Annotated in this window: 15 protein-coding genes; 11 read left to right on the top strand and 4 right to left on the bottom strand. The window is 44.5% G+C overall.

Going from position 1 to position 19273, the window contains the following annotated elements:
* Nucleotides 1-72 precede the first annotated feature (72 nt).
* From PKOR_RS17000 to tsaD, 3 genes are all read right to left on the bottom strand, one after another.
* On the bottom strand, nt 73-849 hold the full coding sequence (locus tag PKOR_RS17000; protein WP_235336666.1) for a C40 family peptidase: 777 nt from the start codon (nt 847-849) through the stop codon (nt 73-75).
* A gap of 142 nt (nt 850-991) precedes the next feature.
* Entirely contained in the window at nt 992-1459 is a 468-nt protein-coding gene (gene smpB / locus PKOR_RS16995) for an SsrA-binding protein SmpB (RefSeq protein WP_046312336.1), read from the bottom strand.
* A gap of 573 nt (nt 1460-2032) precedes the next feature.
* Nucleotides 2033-3040, bottom strand: a complete 1008-nt coding sequence (tsaD, locus tag PKOR_RS16990) for a tRNA (adenosine(37)-N6)-threonylcarbamoyltransferase complex transferase subunit TsaD (RefSeq protein WP_046312335.1) — start codon at nt 3038-3040, stop codon at nt 2033-2035.
* A 2-nt stretch (nt 3041-3042) separates the two neighbouring features.
* Here tsaD and PKOR_RS16985 point away from each other — a divergent pair, with 2 nt between their 5' ends.
* The 10 genes from PKOR_RS16985 to PKOR_RS16940 all read left to right on the top strand — a co-directional run bounded on the left by PKOR_RS16985 (nt 3043) and on the right by PKOR_RS16940 (nt 16554).
* The gene (locus PKOR_RS16985) at nt 3043-7587 is read left to right on the top strand and encodes a translocation/assembly module TamB domain-containing protein (protein WP_046312334.1); all 4545 of its coding nucleotides are present in this window, start codon (nt 3043-3045) and stop codon (nt 7585-7587) included.
* 89 nt (nt 7588-7676) lie between these two features.
* Nucleotides 7677-8573: a cell division protein FtsX gene (locus PKOR_RS16980; protein ID WP_046314604.1), complete on the top strand. Its 897-nt coding sequence runs from the start codon at nt 7677-7679 to the stop codon at nt 8571-8573.
* A gap of 4 nt (nt 8574-8577) precedes the next feature.
* Complete coding sequence (locus PKOR_RS16975; RefSeq protein WP_046314603.1) at nt 8578-8796, top strand: DUF3098 domain-containing protein; 219 nt, start codon at nt 8578-8580, stop codon at nt 8794-8796.
* The gene (locus tag PKOR_RS16970) at nt 8797-9630 is read left to right on the top strand and encodes an undecaprenyl-diphosphate phosphatase (RefSeq protein ID WP_046312333.1); all 834 of its coding nucleotides are present in this window, start codon (nt 8797-8799) and stop codon (nt 9628-9630) included. It begins immediately after the preceding gene.
* A gap of 2 nt (nt 9631-9632) precedes the next feature.
* The gene (gene truB / locus PKOR_RS16965; protein ID WP_046312332.1) at nt 9633-10331 is read left to right on the top strand and encodes a tRNA pseudouridine(55) synthase TruB; all 699 of its coding nucleotides are present in this window, start codon (nt 9633-9635) and stop codon (nt 10329-10331) included.
* Complete coding sequence (locus tag PKOR_RS16960; RefSeq protein WP_046312331.1) at nt 10315-11244, top strand: bifunctional riboflavin kinase/FAD synthetase; 930 nt, start codon at nt 10315-10317, stop codon at nt 11242-11244. The genes truB and PKOR_RS16960 overlap by 17 nt, the downstream gene beginning before the upstream one ends.
* A 221-nt stretch (nt 11245-11465) precedes the next feature.
* Nucleotides 11466-13343, top strand: a complete 1878-nt coding sequence (locus PKOR_RS16955) for a DUF389 domain-containing protein (RefSeq protein WP_046312330.1) — start codon at nt 11466-11468, stop codon at nt 13341-13343.
* A 126-nt stretch (nt 13344-13469) separates the two neighbouring features.
* Nucleotides 13470-14168, top strand: a complete 699-nt coding sequence (locus tag PKOR_RS16950; protein WP_046312329.1) for a CoA transferase subunit A — start codon at nt 13470-13472, stop codon at nt 14166-14168.
* Between the two features lie 11 nt (nt 14169-14179).
* Complete coding sequence (locus tag PKOR_RS16945) at nt 14180-14836, top strand: 3-oxoacid CoA-transferase subunit B (protein ID WP_046312328.1); 657 nt, start codon at nt 14180-14182, stop codon at nt 14834-14836.
* Between the two features lie 167 nt (nt 14837-15003).
* Nucleotides 15004-16554 carry a bifunctional GNAT family N-acetyltransferase/carbon-nitrogen hydrolase family protein gene (locus PKOR_RS16940; protein ID WP_046312326.1) on the top strand — a complete coding sequence of 517 codons (1551 nt, stop codon included), beginning with the start codon at nt 15004-15006 and terminating at the stop codon, nt 16552-16554.
* Nucleotides 16555-16635: 81 nt separating this feature from the next.
* On the opposite strand, the gene PKOR_RS16935 is transcribed toward PKOR_RS16940, so the two are convergent.
* The gene (locus tag PKOR_RS16935) at nt 16636-17301 is read right to left on the bottom strand and encodes a chain length determinant protein (protein ID WP_235336664.1); all 666 of its coding nucleotides are present in this window, start codon (nt 17299-17301) and stop codon (nt 16636-16638) included.
* Between the two features lie 600 nt (nt 17302-17901).
* On the opposite strand from PKOR_RS16935, the gene PKOR_RS16930 reads away from it, so the two are divergent.
* Nucleotides 17902-19227, top strand: a complete 1326-nt coding sequence (locus tag PKOR_RS16930; RefSeq protein WP_046314602.1) for a flippase — start codon at nt 17902-17904, stop codon at nt 19225-19227.
* The last annotated feature ends 46 nt before the right edge of the window (nt 19228-19273 follow it).

Genomic DNA, 19273 nt, shown 5'->3' with positions numbered 1-19273 from the left:
TTGACTAACGCCTACTCTTTTACGAGCTTTCGCCAAAAGCTATAGCGCCAGACGCAAGAAATCAGCAAGAAATTATAGATATATTCTCTTGATTATGCGAAGGTTATGGGAATAACGTTTGCGGTCAGCGTTATATATTCCATTATGATCTAGGGTATCAATACGAACCTCGCCATGGGCATGCATAATCTTCTGCCCTTCCAGCACCAGCCCCACATGGGTAATTTTACCCTCAGCGTTCGAAAAATAAGCCAAGTCGCCAGGCTTTGCCTGAGCTACAAAATGCACCTCTTCGCCATACGTAACCTGCTGATAAGCGTCACGAGGCAATTGGTATCCACAAATACCAAAAACCAACTGCGTAAAGCCGGAGCAATCAATGCCAAAGATCGATTTCCCCCCCCACAGGTAAGGAGCTTTCATAAAATAATGAGCTACCCGCAGCAGATCAGCTTGAGTACTCATAGCATGCGAATCAGAGGCGCTACCTTTGAACTCCATGCGTTCCTCATTAATGCGTATACTTGATCCATCATAAAACGGAAGATAGCACCCGATGCCTACCGGAACATTGTACTCTCCAACCTTTACCGTTTGCAACAGATCCAGGACACGAGCATGACGCGTACCACACCACTCTTTGTAATACTCAGCTGAAACAGGCGTATGCTGCTTAAAATCTATCCACCCGCGGTAGCCATCAGCGGCTAACTGTAATTGCAGCCAATTGTTATCACGCCCTACTACCTCATAGCATTCACCAAAGGTTAGCTGCGTTACAATTTCAGCTCTGTCAGATGTTTCGGCGCGCATTGGAACCACGCTCAGCATACCTATTCCGTATTCCACTGATCTTGATCTATTATTGCGTTTGTGTTTTAAATGCTGAAGATATAAGTTGCCTTTAACTCCTGCAAAACAAAAGGACTTAAGGTTTGAGTAAGAATGGCGCCAGAGTGCCGGAATGTTACTCTTTACCTAGAGAAGTATGTTAATAACCACTACGCTCCATTTCGCGCTTCACATCCTTAGCCTTGATGTCTTCTCGCTTGTCGTACAGCTTTTTACCCCGTGCCAGGGCAATCTCTACTTTAGCAAAGCCACGGTCATTAACAAACAGGCGGGTTGGAATGATAGTAACACCCTGCTCCTGCGCTCCTGCCTCTAACTTTCGCAATTCATTCTTATTAAGGAGCAGTTTTCGTGCTCGCATTGGCTCATGGTTATAATGAGTTCCCTCGGTATAAGTAGAGATGTGCATATTGTGCAACCATAGCTCACCACGCGTGAACACGCAATAGCCATCCTGCATATTCACCTTACCCTCCCGGATCGACTTTATCTCAGTGCCTTTCAGCATAACTCCAGCCGTATACTTGTCGATAAACTGGAACTCGAATGAAGCCTTCCGGTTAACGATGTTAACGTGTTTCTGTATTCTGTCTTTATCTTTCGCCATTTATACTTTCCTAGGCGCTAAAACTTCGCCAGTATTTCTATTTTTAAAATTTTCAATCCTGTTTCTCCCTATGCTACCAACTACTCACCTACTGTAGCAGTATAGCTGCAGAATTACTTTACAGCCATCCAGCTATTTTTAACTTGGTTACACTTCGACATCTTCACCTTCAAAAGCAGGTGCTTAACTATGATTGATATTGACACTCCCACGCCTAAAGGCAGTAGGATTCTTGGGCTACCGAACCATTGTCCTTGTATATCTCCCAAGTGTTAGGGCTTTCTCTGGCATTTTCTCGTAAAAAGGCGTCTATTTCCTACTCAACCCCTGCTTTGATGCTCAAAACAGACAACCTCCTGCCCACTCAGCGGCATATTTTAGCGAAAATGTAGATCCAACGGGATGCACCAGTACATCATCAAAACGAGCAAAACCTGCTGCCGTTACGTGCTTGACCTAAATCCGAATAACACTTGGTTGGAGCAAAGTCTAGATATAACTATTATAGAAGAAGCTCAGGGCTTGAATTTAACCCCTGTCTAAACTACCCTGCAATAGCCATCTGGTTACCTGCTAAAATTTAAGCCTAGGTTCAGGACTAACGTATTGTGTTGCAAACTCACCTTTAAGGTACTGGTAATGAGCAGCAATGGCTATCATACCTGCATTATCAGTACAATACTGAAAGGCAGGGATATACACATTCCAGTTGTGCTTTACCGCATACTCCTGCAGGGTATTACGCAGACCTGAATTTGCCGAAACTCCTCCTGCTATGGCAATTTCTCTAATCCCAAGGTCCTTAGAGGCCTTCTTCAGTTTCTTAAGAAGGGTTTTAATCAGCGTCTTCTGTACACTAGCGCAAATATCTGTCAGGTTATCCTGCACGAAGTTAGGATTCTCTTTCGTTTTATCCCGTAGGAAGTATAATACTGATGTCTTGAGGCCGCTGAAGGAGTAGTTATACTCCGGCATATTGCCAACAGGAAACTCAAAAGCATCAGGATCACCTTGTGCTGCCATTTTATCGAGCATTGGTCCGCCTGGGTAGGGCAAACCTAGCATCTTTGCTGTTTTATCGAAGGCCTCGCCTACAGCATCATCGGTCGTTTGCCCAATGATTTCCATGTCAAGGTGGTCTTTTACAAGAACGATCTGTGTATGGCCGCCGCTAACAGTGAGGCACAGGAAAGGAAACTGTGGCTTTGGATCATCAATAAAGTGCGCCAGGATGTGAGCCTGCATGTGGTTTACTTCTATGAGCGGAATGCCTAGCCCCAGTGCAAACGACTTGGCGAAAGAGCAGCCTACCAGTAGGGCTCCTAAAAGGCCAGGGCCGCGGGTAAAGGCAACTGCATTTAGCTCACTTTTTGCTACATTTGCCGTAAGCAAGGCCTGCGTAACCACCGGAATTATGTTTTGCTGGTGAGCTCGTGAAGCTAGCTCCGGAACCACACCGCCATACTGCTCGTGCACGGCTTGTGTGTTTACGATATTCGACAGCACCTTACCCCCACGGATTACCGCGGCGGAGGTCTCGTCGCAAGAGGATTCTATTGCTAAGATTGTAGGTTCAGTCATCTTTGGAAAAAGAACAGTCAATAAATTACTTCAAAGTTATAGGAAAAGCTATTCTAAAAATAGTTTTGGGGCTGTTCCTATTCCTTTTACTGCTTTTTGCGGCAGTATTTGTTGCTATTCGCTTCCCGGGGGTGCAAACAAAAGTAGCACAGCGTGTAGCAGCTTACTTATCCGAAGCTACACGACATGAGGTAAGCGTGGGGCGCGTAGACATTACCTTTTTCAACAATGTGGTGCTGGAGCAGTTGCAGGTTCAGGATAACCGAAACAATGAGTTGTTTTACATAGGACGTGCAGAAGCAGATATTGATGCCTTTTCCATCTTCAGCCCGAACAATCTTACCATCACCACGCTAGAGCTACAGGAGCCACGGGCGAACCTGGTAAAATATGCTGACAGCGACTCCCTAAACCTAAGTTCCTTTCTGCGGGCTATAAGTGATCTTTTTGTAAAGGATACCACAAAAAAGTCTTCAACACCATTCAACTTTACGCTTGGGGAGCTAATCCTTAAAGACGGTAGCTTCACTTACGACGATTTTACTCATCCCCGCACAGATTATGGTATGGACTATCGGCACATGAGCTTTATAAACCTCAATGGCCGCTTCGATGGGATACAGTTAGAAGACACCATACGAGTAAACGTTACAGACCTCAAGGCTGTGGAAACACGGTCTAATACAAGGCTTTACAACCTGGATACCCACATGGCCTATGCCTCTACCTTCTGGGAGTGGGATGCGTTGGATCTGCAAATAAACAACAGCAACCTGCAAAGCTACGTCCGCTTCGATTACAGCACCTTCGGCAACTTCTCTGAATTTATTGATAGTGTTACCATGACAGCTGACCTGCAGAACAGCAAAGTATACTCGCAAGATATTGCTGTTTTTGCACCACAACTACGGGAGTATAACGAGAACCTGCAAGTTAATTCTTTAAAGCTGAAAGGACTGGTTAACAACTTCTCTGCAACTGATGTAGATTTAGAGTATGGCCGCAACACACATATTGTAGGGAGAATAAATGCTGATGGGCTACCAAACTTTGAAGAGACATTTGCCAATATTCGCCTGCAGCCTTCCACAATAAACGCTGAAGACCTGAAGCAATTCCTGCCACAGGATGCCTACCAAATGGCAGCAAGGCTAGGCACCGTAAAACTTGAGGGCCGCTTTTTGGGCTTCTACAACGACTTTGTTGCGAACGGCGAGTTCGGAACGGCATTGGGCAATCTGCGCTCAGACATCAACCTGAAAATAGATGATGATACGCGTACCTCCTCCTACAGCGGTTTTGTAACTACTAATAGTTTTAATCTTGGCCGCCTGCTCAATGCCGAAGACAGAATTCAGCGCATATCTATGAGCGGAAGATTAGAAGGTTCAGGCTTTACACTACCTACTGCCTCTGTTAAAGCAAACGTGGATATAAACCAGTTACAACTATTAGGGTACAATTACCAGAACATAAAGGCTGATGGTGTTCTGAAACGACAAGTATTTACTGGAGAGGTCTCTATCAATGACCCCAATCTGGTATTCACTGCGAACGGGGAAGTTAGCCTTGCTGAAGAGCGAAAAGCTTTCAATATGATAGCTGACCTGGATAGAATAGATTTTCAGGCGCTAAATCTAACTCAGGACCCACTAATAATTAGTGCTGAGGCAACGTTCAACTTCAGGGGGCTGCAGTTAGACGACTTTGAGGGTACTGCCAGTTTTGATAGTGCCTATGTCAACTATAATGGCAATCGTCTGCCTGTAGATTCTGTGTTGGTACGTTCAGAAATAAATGGTGGGCAACGTAGCTTATACTTAGGGTCAGACCTTTTAGACCTCTCTGTTAACGGTAATTTCAACTACACTACTCTTATCTCTGACCTACAGGCATTGGCCCAGGAGTATAAACTTAATTTTGAAAGCGACCCGGCTGCTACTACTGCTTACTATAACAAGAAGACTAGGAGTAACTCCGGAGAATATGCCGTTAACTATAACATCAACCTAAAACAAGCAAACCCTATAATAGACTTGTTTATGCCGGAGCTAACTATCTCTGATGGTTCCCAAGTAGAAGGTTCTTTCCGGCACAATTCAACTGCCATACTGGAATTATATGCCTCCATAGACACTATTCATTATGATGGCTACAACCTTTATGGCAATAACATAGAGGTCAACTCTTCAAAACTGCTAAACAACCCGGATGTTTTGGCAGCTGTGCTCTTTACTTCTGAGAGGCAGGAATTAGCTGGTGCCGGCAACACACAGAACTTCTTTGTAGAGGGCATCTGGAGCGGACGCACCATACAGTTTGCTAGCAGTTTACGGCAGCCAGAGCAAAACAACCGTGCCCTTATCACAGGAGATCTGAACTTTCTGCAAAACCAAATACAGATTGTTTTCGACCAATCGAATATCACCTTACAACAAAACCCTTGGGCCTTTATTCCTGGCAACACTATTTATATAAGTGAAGGGGGCAAACGCATTGTATTTGAAAATTTTGCACTTACCAACAAAGATCAAGTTATAAGAGCCGACGGCACTGTATCCAATGACCCAGACAGTCGCCTGTTATTGAATGTCGAGAATTTCAAACTCAGCAACCTGAACCCGCTCATCTCCATGTCAATTGCAGGAGAGCTCACTGCCCAGCTGACAGCGCAAGATCTTTACAACCAGTCCCAAATTAATGGCAGCATGCAGGTAGATTCTTTTTACCTCGACCAGGTGTATATCGGTAATATTGTCGGCAGCACAAACTGGGAGAGAGCAAAAGAAAGAGCAACTGTGGATGTTGGCATAGAACGAGATACTAAAAAAGTGCTATCGCTTACCGGCTTTTACAACCCCAAGGCGCAGGAGGACCAGCTGGATATGCTTGCTGTTCTGGATCAGGCAAATCTAAAACTGGCTGAGCCTATACTCAGCGGGCTGTTCTCAAACCTAGACGGTGCTATGGAAGGGCGTATCCGAGTATTGGGTAATCTCGACTATCCGGTGCTCAAAGGATCTGTAATGGTTAGCAACGGGCAGTTTACGTTTGATTACCTTAATACCACATACCGCTTTTCTGACCGCATTTATTTCGGTCCAAACAACATTAGTTTCCGCAATGCGCAACTGCAGGACCTGTTTGGTAACAGAGCCACTGTATCAGGTGGTATCGCGCACGATGGATTCCAGAACATGGTGATAGACATGGAGGCGCGCTACCGCAACTTTATGGTATTGAACACTACTGAGAGGCAGAATGAGCTATTCTATGGAACAGCCTTCGCCACAGGAACAGCTAGTGTCCTGGGTCCTGTGCAGAACCTTCAGGTAAAGGTAGATGCACGCAGCGATGAAAATACCCGCATTGTTCTACCACTGGATTATAGGACTGATGTGTCGCGCAAGGATTTTATCAGATTCGTAAACAGTAATCCTGATAAAGCTCCTAATATAGAGGTGAAAGCGGAAGACAGAACGGTGGACCTGTCAGGCATCAACCTCGACTTTAACCTGGATGTGACAGATGATGCTTATTTTGAGATCATCATTGACCGCACCACAGGCGACGTAATTCGTGGCTCTGGTAATGGTGACATACAGATGACCATAGATACCCGCGGTGACTTTAACATGTATGGTACCTTTGAAATTTTGGAGGGTGCTTACAACCTAAATCTGCTGGAGGGACTGGTAACACGCGAGTTCAGGGTAGTACCCGGTGGCACCATCACCTGGAACGGCGACCCAACAGCCGGTGTCATGGATATTACCGCGAACTATACCCAAATGGCATCCTTTAGCGAGCTTAGTGGGACTACCGAAATCACTGGTCGTTACCCGGTGGTAGCGGTAATTGAATTAAATGGCCCGCTGCTTACCCCGCTGATTCAGCTGGGCCTTAGCTTCGACCAACTGCCGCAGGAAGTACAGACAGCTATCTATTCGGTTATCAACTCGATCAAGAATGATGAGGGCGAGCTAAACCGCCAAGTATTCAGTTTGCTGGTGTTGCAGCGCCTCTCTCCGCAAGGCACACTTGCCTTTGATAGCGGTGCGGGAGCAAGTGCGGTTGGCGGCAGCTTAGGAAGCTTGCTCTCCAGCCAGCTAAACAGCTTCTTCAACAACATTGATAGCAACCTGGAGGTTGATATTGGCTTGGGCAGTATTGGCCAGGATGCCCTTGCCGCACTACAGGTGCGTCTGAGTTATACCTTCTTTCAAGGGCGACTGCGTGTGACAAACGAAACCGGCTTTGGAGGCACTCGTGATGCCGCCCGTGGCAACTCCTATGTCGGCGACTGGATTTTGGACTACTATATAGCTCAATCTGGAGAATTACGTGCACGACTGGAGTATAACTCAACACCTAATATCTATACCAGGCGCATTATCCAGAGCCAAAGTATAAGCTTGCTCCACACCAAGCGATTTGACAACCTGCGGGAGCTCTTTGGCAGTGAGAAGCGAGCAAGGCGGCAGCAACGGCTGGAGATGGAACGAGACCGCATTATTCTTGATTCTGACCCAAGGCTTGAGCTTTAAAGTATGCCCCCAGGCTTTTTTAAGGCTTTAACTCCTATGCCTGCGCATTTGTAAAATATATTTCTAATTTTGTGAGGAAGGCAACAGGTATGGCAACGAAATTAAAACACGTTAAGAAGAAGAAATTAGGAAATTACCCGCACCTGATGGTGGTTTTTAGCATTACATTGGCCCTTTTTGTAATCGGGGTGTTTGGTTTACTGCTAATTCACGCTGAAAAGCTATCAGAAAAGGTAAAGGAGAGCATTGAAATGCAAGTGTACCTGGATCGTAATCTGACGGAGGTACAACTGGTTCGCCTTAAGAAAACTTTCGCTGCCAAAGAGTATATCGCCTTCAAAAGCGATACCGCACAAGTGCGCTATGTTTCTAAAGAGGAAGGTGCCAAGGCATTCTTAGATGAGACAGGTGAAGACTTTATGACGTTTTTAGGAGAAAATCCACTTAGAGACGCATATGTGCTTCGGATAGATGCTGACCACTCCAGCTCAGCCATGCTGAAAAGCATAAAAGTAGATTTAGAGGAGATTGACGGTGTTTACGAAGTACAGTACGTAGAGAGCCTGATCGAATCCATCAACCAAAACATCCAAAAGATCAGCTTTATCCTGATTGGTTTTGCAGCCATACTAGTTCTGGTTGTAATCATTCTTATCAATAACACCATCAAACTTGCCCTGTACTCACAGCGTTTCCTGATCCGAAGCATGCAATTGGTAGGTGCCACTTCAATCTTTATCCAGCGACCATTCCTGAATCGTGCTGCCTGGCAAGGGATTATGAGTGGCGTGTTGGCCTCTGCCCTACTGTTTGGCCTGATGCATTATGCCTACAGCGAGATTACAGAGCTTCAGCTGCTGCGCAACGATGAGCAAACCTATATTTTGATGGCTGCGTTAGTGGTGCTGGGCTTGATTATTGGCTTTATGAGCTCTTACCGTGCCGTACGCAAATACCTGCGTATGTCTTTAGATGAACTATACTAACAACATGGAGGAAAAGAAACCTAACCTTGCTTTTGGCAAGAAAAATTATGTCCTGATGCTGGTAGGCATTGCCGTACTGGCCACTGGCTTCTTTATCATGACGCTGGACAATCAGCCATACGGCCTTGGCTTCATGGGTATCACGCTAGGACCTCTAGTAGTTCTGGCTGGCTTCGCAATCGAATTTTTCGCCATCATGGCAAAGGACAAAACAAAAGAATAAATGAGTACTTGGCAGGCTATTATTTTGGCCATTGTTGAAGGATTGACCGAGTTCTTGCCTGTTTCCTCTACGGGGCATATGATTATCGCCTCCAGCCTTATGGGCATCAATGAACTCCCGATTACAAAGATTTTCGAGGTTAACATTCAGTTTGGTGCCATACTTTCTGTTGTGGTGCTATACTGGCGCCGCTTCCTGCAAAGCTTCGACTTTTACAAGAAGCTCCTGCTGGCCTTTATACCTGCAGCCGTTATTGGCTTTGCCCTGAATGATGTTATTGATGCCATGCTGGAGAGTGTGGTTATCACCGCTATCATGCTGGTGCTGGGAGGTGTGGTGCTGCTATTTGTAGATAAGTGGTTCCGCAACGCTGAGAAGGATGAGGTAAGCTATAAAAATGCATTGGCTATAGGTGTTTTCCAGTGTATTGCCATGATTCCGGGTGTCTCCCGCTCAGCAGCCTCTATCATAGGTGGTATGTCCCAGGGAGTCAACCGCAAGGCTGCCGCAGAATTCTCTTTCTTCCTGGCTGTGCCTACTATGCTTGCTGCAGCTACTTATAAGCTTATAACTGACCTGCTACAACTAGAGCTATCCGACCTTATAAAGTTTGATATCGTAAAAATTCAGAACAGCTTTGAGGTAATTCAGCCTGAGGACCTGCAGCTCTTGCTTGTAGGAAATGTGGTGGCCTTTTTTGTAGCCATGGCAGCCATAAGCTTCTTTATCAGCTTTCTGACAAAGTATGGCTTTAAGCTTTTTGGCTATTATAGAATTGCCCTTGGTGTAGTGCTGTTAGCACTGTTGGCTATGGGTGTTGATTTAAAAGTATAATTATGCAATACGATTTTGCCGCTGGCGAAATACTTCTTATAAACAAGCCACTCGACTGGACATCCTTCGATGTGGTAAAGAAAGTCCGTAATACAATCCGCATCAAGAAAGTGGGTCATGCCGGTACGCTAGACCCCTTGGCAACTGGTTTATTAATCCTTTGTACAGGAAAGTTTACCAAGCGTATTGATGAAATTCAGGGACAAGAGAAAGAATACACCGGCATCATCCGCTTGGGCGAGATTACCCCCTCCTACGACCGGGAAACAGAAGTAACGGAACGTCACGATATCAGCCATCTATCTGAAGCAGCTATAAGCAATGCTGCACAAGGCTTTGTAGGTACAATAGAACAGGTACCTCCTATCTATTCTGCAGTGCAGATAGATGGCAAGCGCGCCTACGACCTTGCCCGTAAAGGCAAAGAGGTTGAACTGAAAGCCCGCACCGTTACAATAAGCGCCTTCGACATAACAACTATTCAGGGAGCTGATGTTGAGTTCAGAGTAGTTTGCAGCAAAGGCACCTATATTCGTAGCCTTGCACATGACTTGGGTCAAAAATTAGGCGTAGGAGCACACTTAACAAAGCTGGAGCGCACGCGCATCGGAGAATATAAGCTAGAGGATGCGCTTACTATTGAGGATATTGTAGCTATCAGAAAAAAACAGCTGGAGGAAGCGGATGAAAGTAATTCGTGATGTAGCTGATTTTCCGCAGTTAAGCCATGCAGTAGTAACCAGCGGCACTTTTGATGGGGTGCATATAGGTCACCAGAAGATTCTGCGCCGGGTTATTGAGCGGGCAAGGCAGAGCAATGGCCAAAGTGTGGTGATAACTTATTGGCCTCATCCGCGCCTGGTGCTGTTTCCAGAAGATAATGACCTTAAGCTGCTTTCTACTATTGAGGAGCGCATAGAGCAGTTACGTAGCTACGGGATAGATTACCTGCTCATTATACCTTTCACAAAAGAGTTTTCCAGAACATCTTCCCGCACCTTTATTACAGATATTCTGGTGCGCGCCATCAATACGAAAGTATTAATTATAGGCTACGATCACCGTTTTGGAAAAAATAGAGAAGGTAGCTTTGAGCACCTAAGAGCACGCTCCGCACAATATGGCTTTGAGGTGGAAGAAATTCCTCGTCAGGATGTAGATGATGTGGGGGTAAGCTCAACTAAAATCAGACGTGCACTTGAGGTAGGAGATATTGAAACTGCCAACCGCTACCTTGGCCGGCACTATAGTTTAACCTCTAAAGTGGAGGAAGGAGACAAAATTGGGCGCACTATCAGCTTTCCAACCGCAAATCTTGCCCTGCCTCCTGCCCATAAACTAATACCTTCCAATGGCGTGTATGCCGTTTGGGCAACCTTCAATGGCGAGCGGCATGCAGCAATGATGAACATCGGCCTCCGCCCTACTGTGGATGGAAAGCAGCTAAGGCTGGAAGTTCACCTGCTAAACTTCAGCGGAGACCTTTATGGTAGAACAATCACAGTGGAGTTTGTAGAGCAGTTACGAAAGGAACGTAAGTTTGATAGCCTTGAAGCACTGCAGGCTCAGTTACTAAGCGACAAACATGCAACAGAGCTAGTACTTCGGGCATAGCAACCAAGACAAAGTTTTATAGATAAAAAAGCGGCTATAGGTATAGCCGCTTTTTTTGTTTCTGGCAGAATAAAAGGTTCTACAATGTGGCTACTGAAGCACAACCTAACGTATAGTATGTTTTGTTGAGCTTAAGCCGTTAGTCATAACAGGCATTTAGAAGCGGCACAGCTTCTACACCAGCAGCAAACAAAAAAGACCATTACTTCTGCTAGTATTGCATGAATACACTTACACTTATCTATGACCCGTTGGAAGAGCAAACGGTGCATGAGAAGATACTTCCAGCTTTCAGACACCTTACAATTGAGCCAGTAGCTTACTCACTTAGCAAGAAAACTATAGTTCCGGACTGCAGCTTTATCACTTATCTGAGTGACGAAATGCTATCCGAAATAGTGATGTTGGCTGCTGATAAGAACTGTACTATAAGCCTGCTCCCTCACCCTTTGATGAAAGAGGCTAGACAGGGATTCGGCATTGCTGCAAACCTTGTGCAGGCAATAGAAGATATTGAAAACGCTGAAAAAAGTATAAAAGCCGACTTGCTCATTTGTAATGGCAGACCTGTTTTCAATAAAGTTGTTATTGGTGATAGCCTGAGCCTGATTTCAGGAAGTGTGGCACAGAATTCTTTGGTATCGGCTCTGGAGAAAATTAGCAGACTGTTTAAAAAGCAGCAAAAGTATATACCTCAGGCCTTCAGCATAACTGCTGATAATAAACCCCAACTAAAGACGGCAGCATTAGGCATTATTGCTGTACTACATGGTAAGAGCAACTTGTTATCGAGGCAACTGCTTAAAGATTCCTATATCAATGATGGCCGCATGCATAGCTTGATTTTGGCACCCAAAAGTATGCCCCAACTAGTCAGGTTCTACATAAAGTCAGTTTTCGATAATGATAAAGCTTCAAAGCTGCCCTCCTTCATTGGTCACATAAAAGCCAAGGCCATGACTATTGAAAGTGCAGCGCCTATTGACTATGCACAGGACAACTATTTGATGTGTGCGAAAGGAATAGAGTTACTTGTACTAGAGGATGCCTTTAACATCATTCCGGGTCGACACTTGCTGGTTGAAGCGCAGGCAGGTGAGCCTACAGAAGTGTTCCGAGTAAACAGACTACCAAAAGGAGAAGCTTACCTTCAGGAGTTAGTGGCAAAACCTCTCCCATGGGTTTATCACGCCTCCACCGATGAATTTAGGGACCTGTTCATTACTCTAAGAGAAAACGCCAGAGCAACCAGCCCCTTCCTTACCCTGATGGTATTGTCAACAATGCTGGCAACATTAGGCTTGTTTTCAAACTCTTCCCCTGTTATCATAGGTGCAATGATTTTAGCCCCACTGATGGCTCCTATCATATCCATGTCTATGGGTGTACTGCGGCAAGAGCGAAAGCTAATCTATGGAAGTGCTAAAACCATAGGCTTGGGCCTTTTACTCAGCTACCTGGCGGCCATATTTCTTACATTGATAATGCCGCTGCAAACTATGAATTCGGAAATCATCTCCCGAATCAGGCCAAACTTACTTGACCTGGGTGTTGCAATCTTCTCCGGGGTTGCAGGTGCCTATGCACATGCCCGTAAAGAAGTGGCTAAAACCTTAGCAGGTGTGGCTATAGCCGTGGCTCTTGTGCCTCCTTTATCGGTTTCCGGTATTGGTATTGGCTGGGGAGAGTGGGAGGTCTTCTCAGGCGCACTTTTACTCTTTACGACCAACCTTACAGGCATTATACTTGCTGGCTCCTGCACCTTTATGATTCTTGGCTTCAGCCCCTTTCATCTGGCCCGAAAAGGACTCATCATCTCACTGTTTGTAGTAATCATGATAAGTTTTCCGCTTGGCTTTGGCTTCTTTAAAATGGTGCGCGAAAACAACGTGATGCGTTCTTTGAATAACCATAAAGTAGAAGACATTACGGTTCGGGAGGTGTCTGTAGTCCGTGGAGGCAATCCCATGTTACTAAACGTACGGCTGGTATCCCCTAATGCTATCAACGAGGCAGACCTGGAGAAGGTGAAGGAGTCTATTTCCTCTAAAGTTGGCAGAGAGGTGCAGTTAGAAATTACGGTAAGTATGGAAAGGTAAAAAGACTGAACGACAGCATAAACCTTAACAGAAGTAAAACCATATAGGCTCAAAAAACGAAAAGGTATATTTAGATATGCCTCTTTTTCTATATAAATTACTTTTGACAACTACTGGTTAAAAACTATGATAAATAAAGCTGTTAAAAACGCACAAGAAGCACTCCATGGCGTGCAGGATGGTATGACCCTGATGCTTGGTGGTTTTGGATTGTGCGGCATTCCGGAGAACGCAATTTCGGAGCTTCTCCGTCTTGGTGTAAAAGACCTGACTTGTATTTCTAACAACGCCGGTGTGGACGATTTTGGAATAGGCCTGCTGCTACAGAAGCACCAGGTAAAGAAAATGATCTCCAGCTATGTAGGTGAGAATGCTGAATTTGAACGTCAACTATTAAGTGGTGAACTGGAAGTTGAGTTGATTCCTCAGGGCACATTGGCTGAAAGAATACGCGCCGGTGGAGCAGGTATCCCCGCCTTCTTTACACCTGCCGGATATGGTACCGAAGTGGGTGAAGGCAAAGAAAGTCGTGAGTTCAACGGTAAAATGTACCTGATGGAGACATGGCTGAAGGCAGATTTTTCATTTGTGAAGGCATGGAAAGGAGACACTGCCGGCAATCTCATCTACAAAGGCACAGCACGCAACTTTAACCCGATGATGGCAGCGGCAGGGAAGATAACAGTGGCAGAAGTGGAAGAACTTGTTCCTGCAGGAGAGCTGGATCCAAACATGATCCATACGCCAGGTATTTATGTGCAGCGCATCTTCCAGGGCGAGAATTATGAGAAACGTATTGAACAGCGTACAGTTAGAACAGCTTAACTTTATCCAATATGGCTTTAGATAAACACGGAATAGCGAAACGTATCGCAAAAGAAGTTAAAAACGGCATGTACGTTAATTTGGGCATTGGTATTCCTACGCTGGTGTCAAACTATATCCCGGCTGGTATAGAGGTTGTCCTTCAGTCAGAAAATGGTTTGTTGGGCATGGGCCCCTTCCCTACTGAGGATCTGGTAGATGCTGACTTGATAAATGCAGGCAAGCAAACAATTACCACACTTCCTGGTTCTTCTATTTTCAGCTCCGCCGAAAGCTTTGCCATGATTAGGGGTGAGCACGTAGACCTGACCATACTAGGTGCAATGGAAGTCTCTGAAAATGGTGACATCGCCAACTGGAAAATACCTGGCAAGATGGTAAAAGGTATGGGCGGGGCTATGGACCTTGTGGCCTCAGCCAAAAATATCATAGTAGCCATGCAGCACACAGCCCGTGACGGCTCATCCAAGCTACTACCAGAGTGTACTCTTCCTATTACAGGTGTAAAGTGTGTAAAGAAAATTGTTACTGATCTCGCAGTATTGGAAATCGTGGAAGGTGGCTTCAAGTTATTGGAGCGTGCACCAGGTGTGAGTGTAGAGGACATAAAAGCTGCCACTGCAGGCAAGCTGATTGTAGAAGGAGACGTACCAGAAATACAAGTATAAAGAGTTCTGGATAACCTGTAGATCTTAGAAGCGCGCTTTATGGCTGCGCTTTTTTTCATTAATTTTGCAGCAGACTAAATTGCATTATCTTGTGCTGTGGGTATACTATATCAAAACAGCACTATACCTACGTATACTTCTAAAAGCATACATATTACCTACACATAATGAGTGAAAGAGAAGAAACTAGTTTTGAACATAGATTATTGCTGCGCCAGCTAGAGCTGAAAGACTATAAAGAGGTAAAAGCCATCATGGAAATGGTGTACTCTAGCATAGACGGCGCCTGGACTCGCAAGGAGTTTTCTAACCTGCTAAAAAAATTTCCTGACGGGCAGATTTGTATTGAAGATAATGGCAAAGTAGTTGCTGCTGCACTAAGCCTTATCGTAGATTATGATGAGTATGGCGACAAGCATACTTATGATCAGATAATAGACAAAGGCTCCTTCAAAACACATGATCCTGAAGGAGATACCCTTTACGGCATTGACGTTTTCGTGCACCCTGAATACCGCAATCTACGATTAGGACGTCGCCTTTACGATGCCAGGAAGGAGATTTGTGAAAAACTGAACCTGCGTGGCATTATAGCTGGTGGTCGCATACCAGGATACAAGGATTACGCTAATAAGCTAACTCCTGCCAAGTACATAGAAATGGTGCGTAACAAGGAGCTGTCTGACCCGGTACTCTCCTTCCAGCTGAGTAACGGCTTCCACGTCCGTCGTATCCTTAAGGGCTACCTGCCCGATGATAAAGACTCCAGAGCCTATGCGACTCTCTTGGAGTGGATTAACGTCTATTATGAGGAGAAGGAAAAGCTGATAGGTGGTAAGAAAACGGTAGTACGTATTGGTATTGTGCAGTGGCAGATGCGTGCCGTGAAAGACCTGGATGATTTTATGCAGCAGGTTGAGTTCTTTGTAGACACGGTGAGCTCCTATAAGTCGGATATAGTGATGTTCCCAGAGTTCTTTAATGCTCCCCTGATGGCACTTTCTAGCCAAGATACCCCTTCTGAGGCTATTAGAACTATGGCTGAGTATTCTGAGGAGATTCGTGAGCGCATGATTCACCTGGCCCTCTCATACAACATCAACATCATTGCCGGTAGTATGCCAGAGTACTACGACAACAAACTATACAACGTAAGTTACTTGTGTCGTCGTGATGGTACTTACGATGCGCAGTATAAGCTGCACGTGACACCAGATGAATCACATTACTGGGGTATGCGTGGAGGCCACAAACTCAAGATTTTCGATACAGATATTGGCAAGATCGGCATCCTGATCTGCTACGACGTGGAGTTCCCGGAGCTAGCCCGTATGCTCTCAGATATGGATATGAAGATTCTCTTCGTGCCGTTCTGGACAGATACGAAGAATGCTTACCTGCGTGTTCGTCTGTGCTCTCAGGCACGAGCTATCGAGAATGAGTGCTATGTAGCTATTACTGGAAGTGTGGGTAACCTGCCAAAGGTAGAGAACATGGACATCCAGTACTCTCAGTCTGCTGTCTTCTCCCCTTCTGACTTCGCTTTCCCGCATGACGCTGTGATTGCCGAAGCTACCCCTAACACGGAGATGACACTCATAGCCGACCTGGACCTAGACCTGCTTAAGGACCTGAACACAGCCGGTAGTGTGAGAAACCTCAAGGACCGAAGAAAGGATCTTTATAACTTGAGTTGGGTGACTAGGAAGGATGAGTAGATAACTAACAAATAAAAAAGCCACCGTTAATGATTTTAGCGGTGGCTTTTTTGCTTTACGTAATTGAAACTTGAGGTAAATCTATTTTTGTTTCTTATTATCCAACCATACAGCTGCCACAACACCAATCAGCAGAGACACACCACCCCCAATTAGTAGATGCTTTAGCAGGTCTGGCCCAGACGGTTTTGATCGTGGCAGAAACCCACTTACAACCTGAATATTATCCAGTTGTTCAAGTTCAGCCTCTAACTTCACGCGCTCTTCAAACATCTTGATGCTTTCACGATATAACGTAGTAGGGTCCAAGGGCGCACCATACACAAACCCGTTAACTGGACCACGTGGTGTTACCGCCGCTGACTTCACGCTGTCAATAGAGCTTATTTCCTCATTAAGTTTAGCTATCAGGTCCTGCACCTTCCGCTGGCGAATACTTTTCTGCTTGAGAAAGTACCTGTTGTTCTCCAAATAACTAACTATGGCTGGTTCCATTGAGTTAAAAACGGAGCTATTATAAAGTGACAACTCTATCCTGAAAGGGGAACCAGTAAGAATGCTGTCTTCACTTATCCTGTCCTGGTCTAGGTTAGAGAACTGCATATCCTTTATTTGCTTGGCTGCCTCAGTGCTAATATCTAGTCTATCAGCAACCGCTTCAAAGTTGCCATCACTAACCATTTGCCCTAATTTACTAAGTTGCTCTTCAACAAACTCATTGCGTATGTCTGCTAGCATGAGAGTCATGGAGGAGGTGTAAAATGGCTTGGTAGTATAAAAGATACCATATCCAACACCTAATCCAATAAGGGTAAAAAACAACACCTTTAAAAAGTGAACGCGGACAGCTTGACCTATATAAACTATCCTATTTTGTAGACCTCTGACCAAAGACCTGAAATATCCAAAAATAACCATCAAGTCAACTTCATCAGGAGCATTGCGCATAGATTTTTTCTCTTGTTCTGTAAGGTGCGGCATAAAATATAATTTGGGCAAATATAAAAGGTTATTTCCACACGAGGGAGATCAAGTAATCAAGTATCGCAAAAATCACTAATTTTACCTCTTCATGAAGATCCATACTTAAACAGACAAAGTATAGAAGCAGCTCCTACTTAACGCGAAATATTGGCATGAAAATACGCCTTATATTAATAGTTTTATGACTAGAAATGGATACATTATATCGTAGTGCATCATAACAGAATGCCAATACTGCATCTGTTAAAAATTACGTCCTTCTCCTATCCATCTAAATAGACAATCGTTAAGCCCAGCCTCTATTTTAAACTTATTGATCCATAGTCTGGTGCAGCGAGCGCAATAGATTAAACATATTTGAAGTTGAGAATAGTAGACCAAATAAAGAAGCCTCTCATTAGTGCAGGTATAAAGAAGTATGCTCATAATACTGCATGGCTGTTTGCTGAGCAGATGCTTAGAATGGCGGCGGGTTTTTTTGTTGGGCTTTGGGTAGCTCGTTACCTTGGACCCAATCATTTCGGCATTTACAGTTATGTAATAGCTTTCACATCCATCTTTGCGGGATTGGCAAAGATAGGTATGGACGAAATCCTTGTCAGGGAGCTTGTCAACAATTCAGAAAAGGAAGATGTATACTTAGGCACAGCCTTTTGGCTTAAAATGTTTGGGGCTTTAGTTACACTTGTAATTGTTGCCTTTATAACTTTTGCAACTTCAAGTGAGACACTCACAAACTTTTTTATACTGATTGTTACCGGCGGCATCATATTCCAAAGCTTTGAGGTGCTTGACTTTTATTTTCGTTCGAGGGTTCAAAATAAGTACGTATCTATCAGTAAACTGTCTCAACTATTTGTTTCTTCTCTACTCAAGATATATTTTGTTCTAATGGAGGCAGAGCTTTTTTGGTTTGTGTTGATCATGCTAATTGACCAGATTGCTCTAGCCCTTTCGCTTTATGTAGCCTTTTGGAACAAAAAGAAGCAAAAGATCAAAGCTGCATCTATGTTTCTCCGGCATTTTGACAGCACAATAGCTCGCAGACTTCTTCAGGATAGCTGGCCCATCATTTTGAGCAGCTTGGCCATCATGATTTACATGCGCATTGATCAGGTCATGCTTAAGAATATGGTTGGCACACATGAAGTAGGTTTATATTCAGCGGGTGTTAGGTTAAGCGAAATTTGGTACTTCATCCCTACCATTATTTGTTCTTCTTTATTTCCTGCTATCATAAATGCAAAAAAAGTTGATGAATCACTTTACCAAATGAGGCTCCAGAGGCTCTATACCATACTTACTTGGATAGCACTGGCCATCGCCATACCTATGACTTTCCTGAGTGATTGGGTTGTAATTTTATTGTATGGAAATGACTATGCACAAGCAGGTAATGTGCTCATGATTTATGTATGGGCTGGAGTATTTGTCTTTCAAGGAACTGCACGTGGTTACTGGCTTGTGTCTGAGAACTTACAACGATTCGGTCTGATTTATACATCCATGGCCACTTTACTCAATATTACTCTTAATTACCTGCTTATACCTAAATATGGCGGTTTGGGTGCTGCTTGGGCAACAGTTATCTCCTATGGTTGCTCTTCTATAGTTTTTCCCCTGTTTTTCCGATCTACTAGGTTTAGTTCTCTGCAACTCCTAAAGTCATTTATATGGGCAAGAAGTTAATCTTGTTACGAGGTAAAATGCTTTGTATAAATAGCTCTTCTATGTA

This window comes from Pontibacter korlensis (assembly GCF_000973725.1).
In the GTDB taxonomy this organism is placed as follows: Bacteria; Bacteroidota; Bacteroidia; order Cytophagales; family Hymenobacteraceae; genus Pontibacter; species Pontibacter korlensis.
This window is presented reverse-complemented; position numbering and strand designations above follow the sequence as displayed.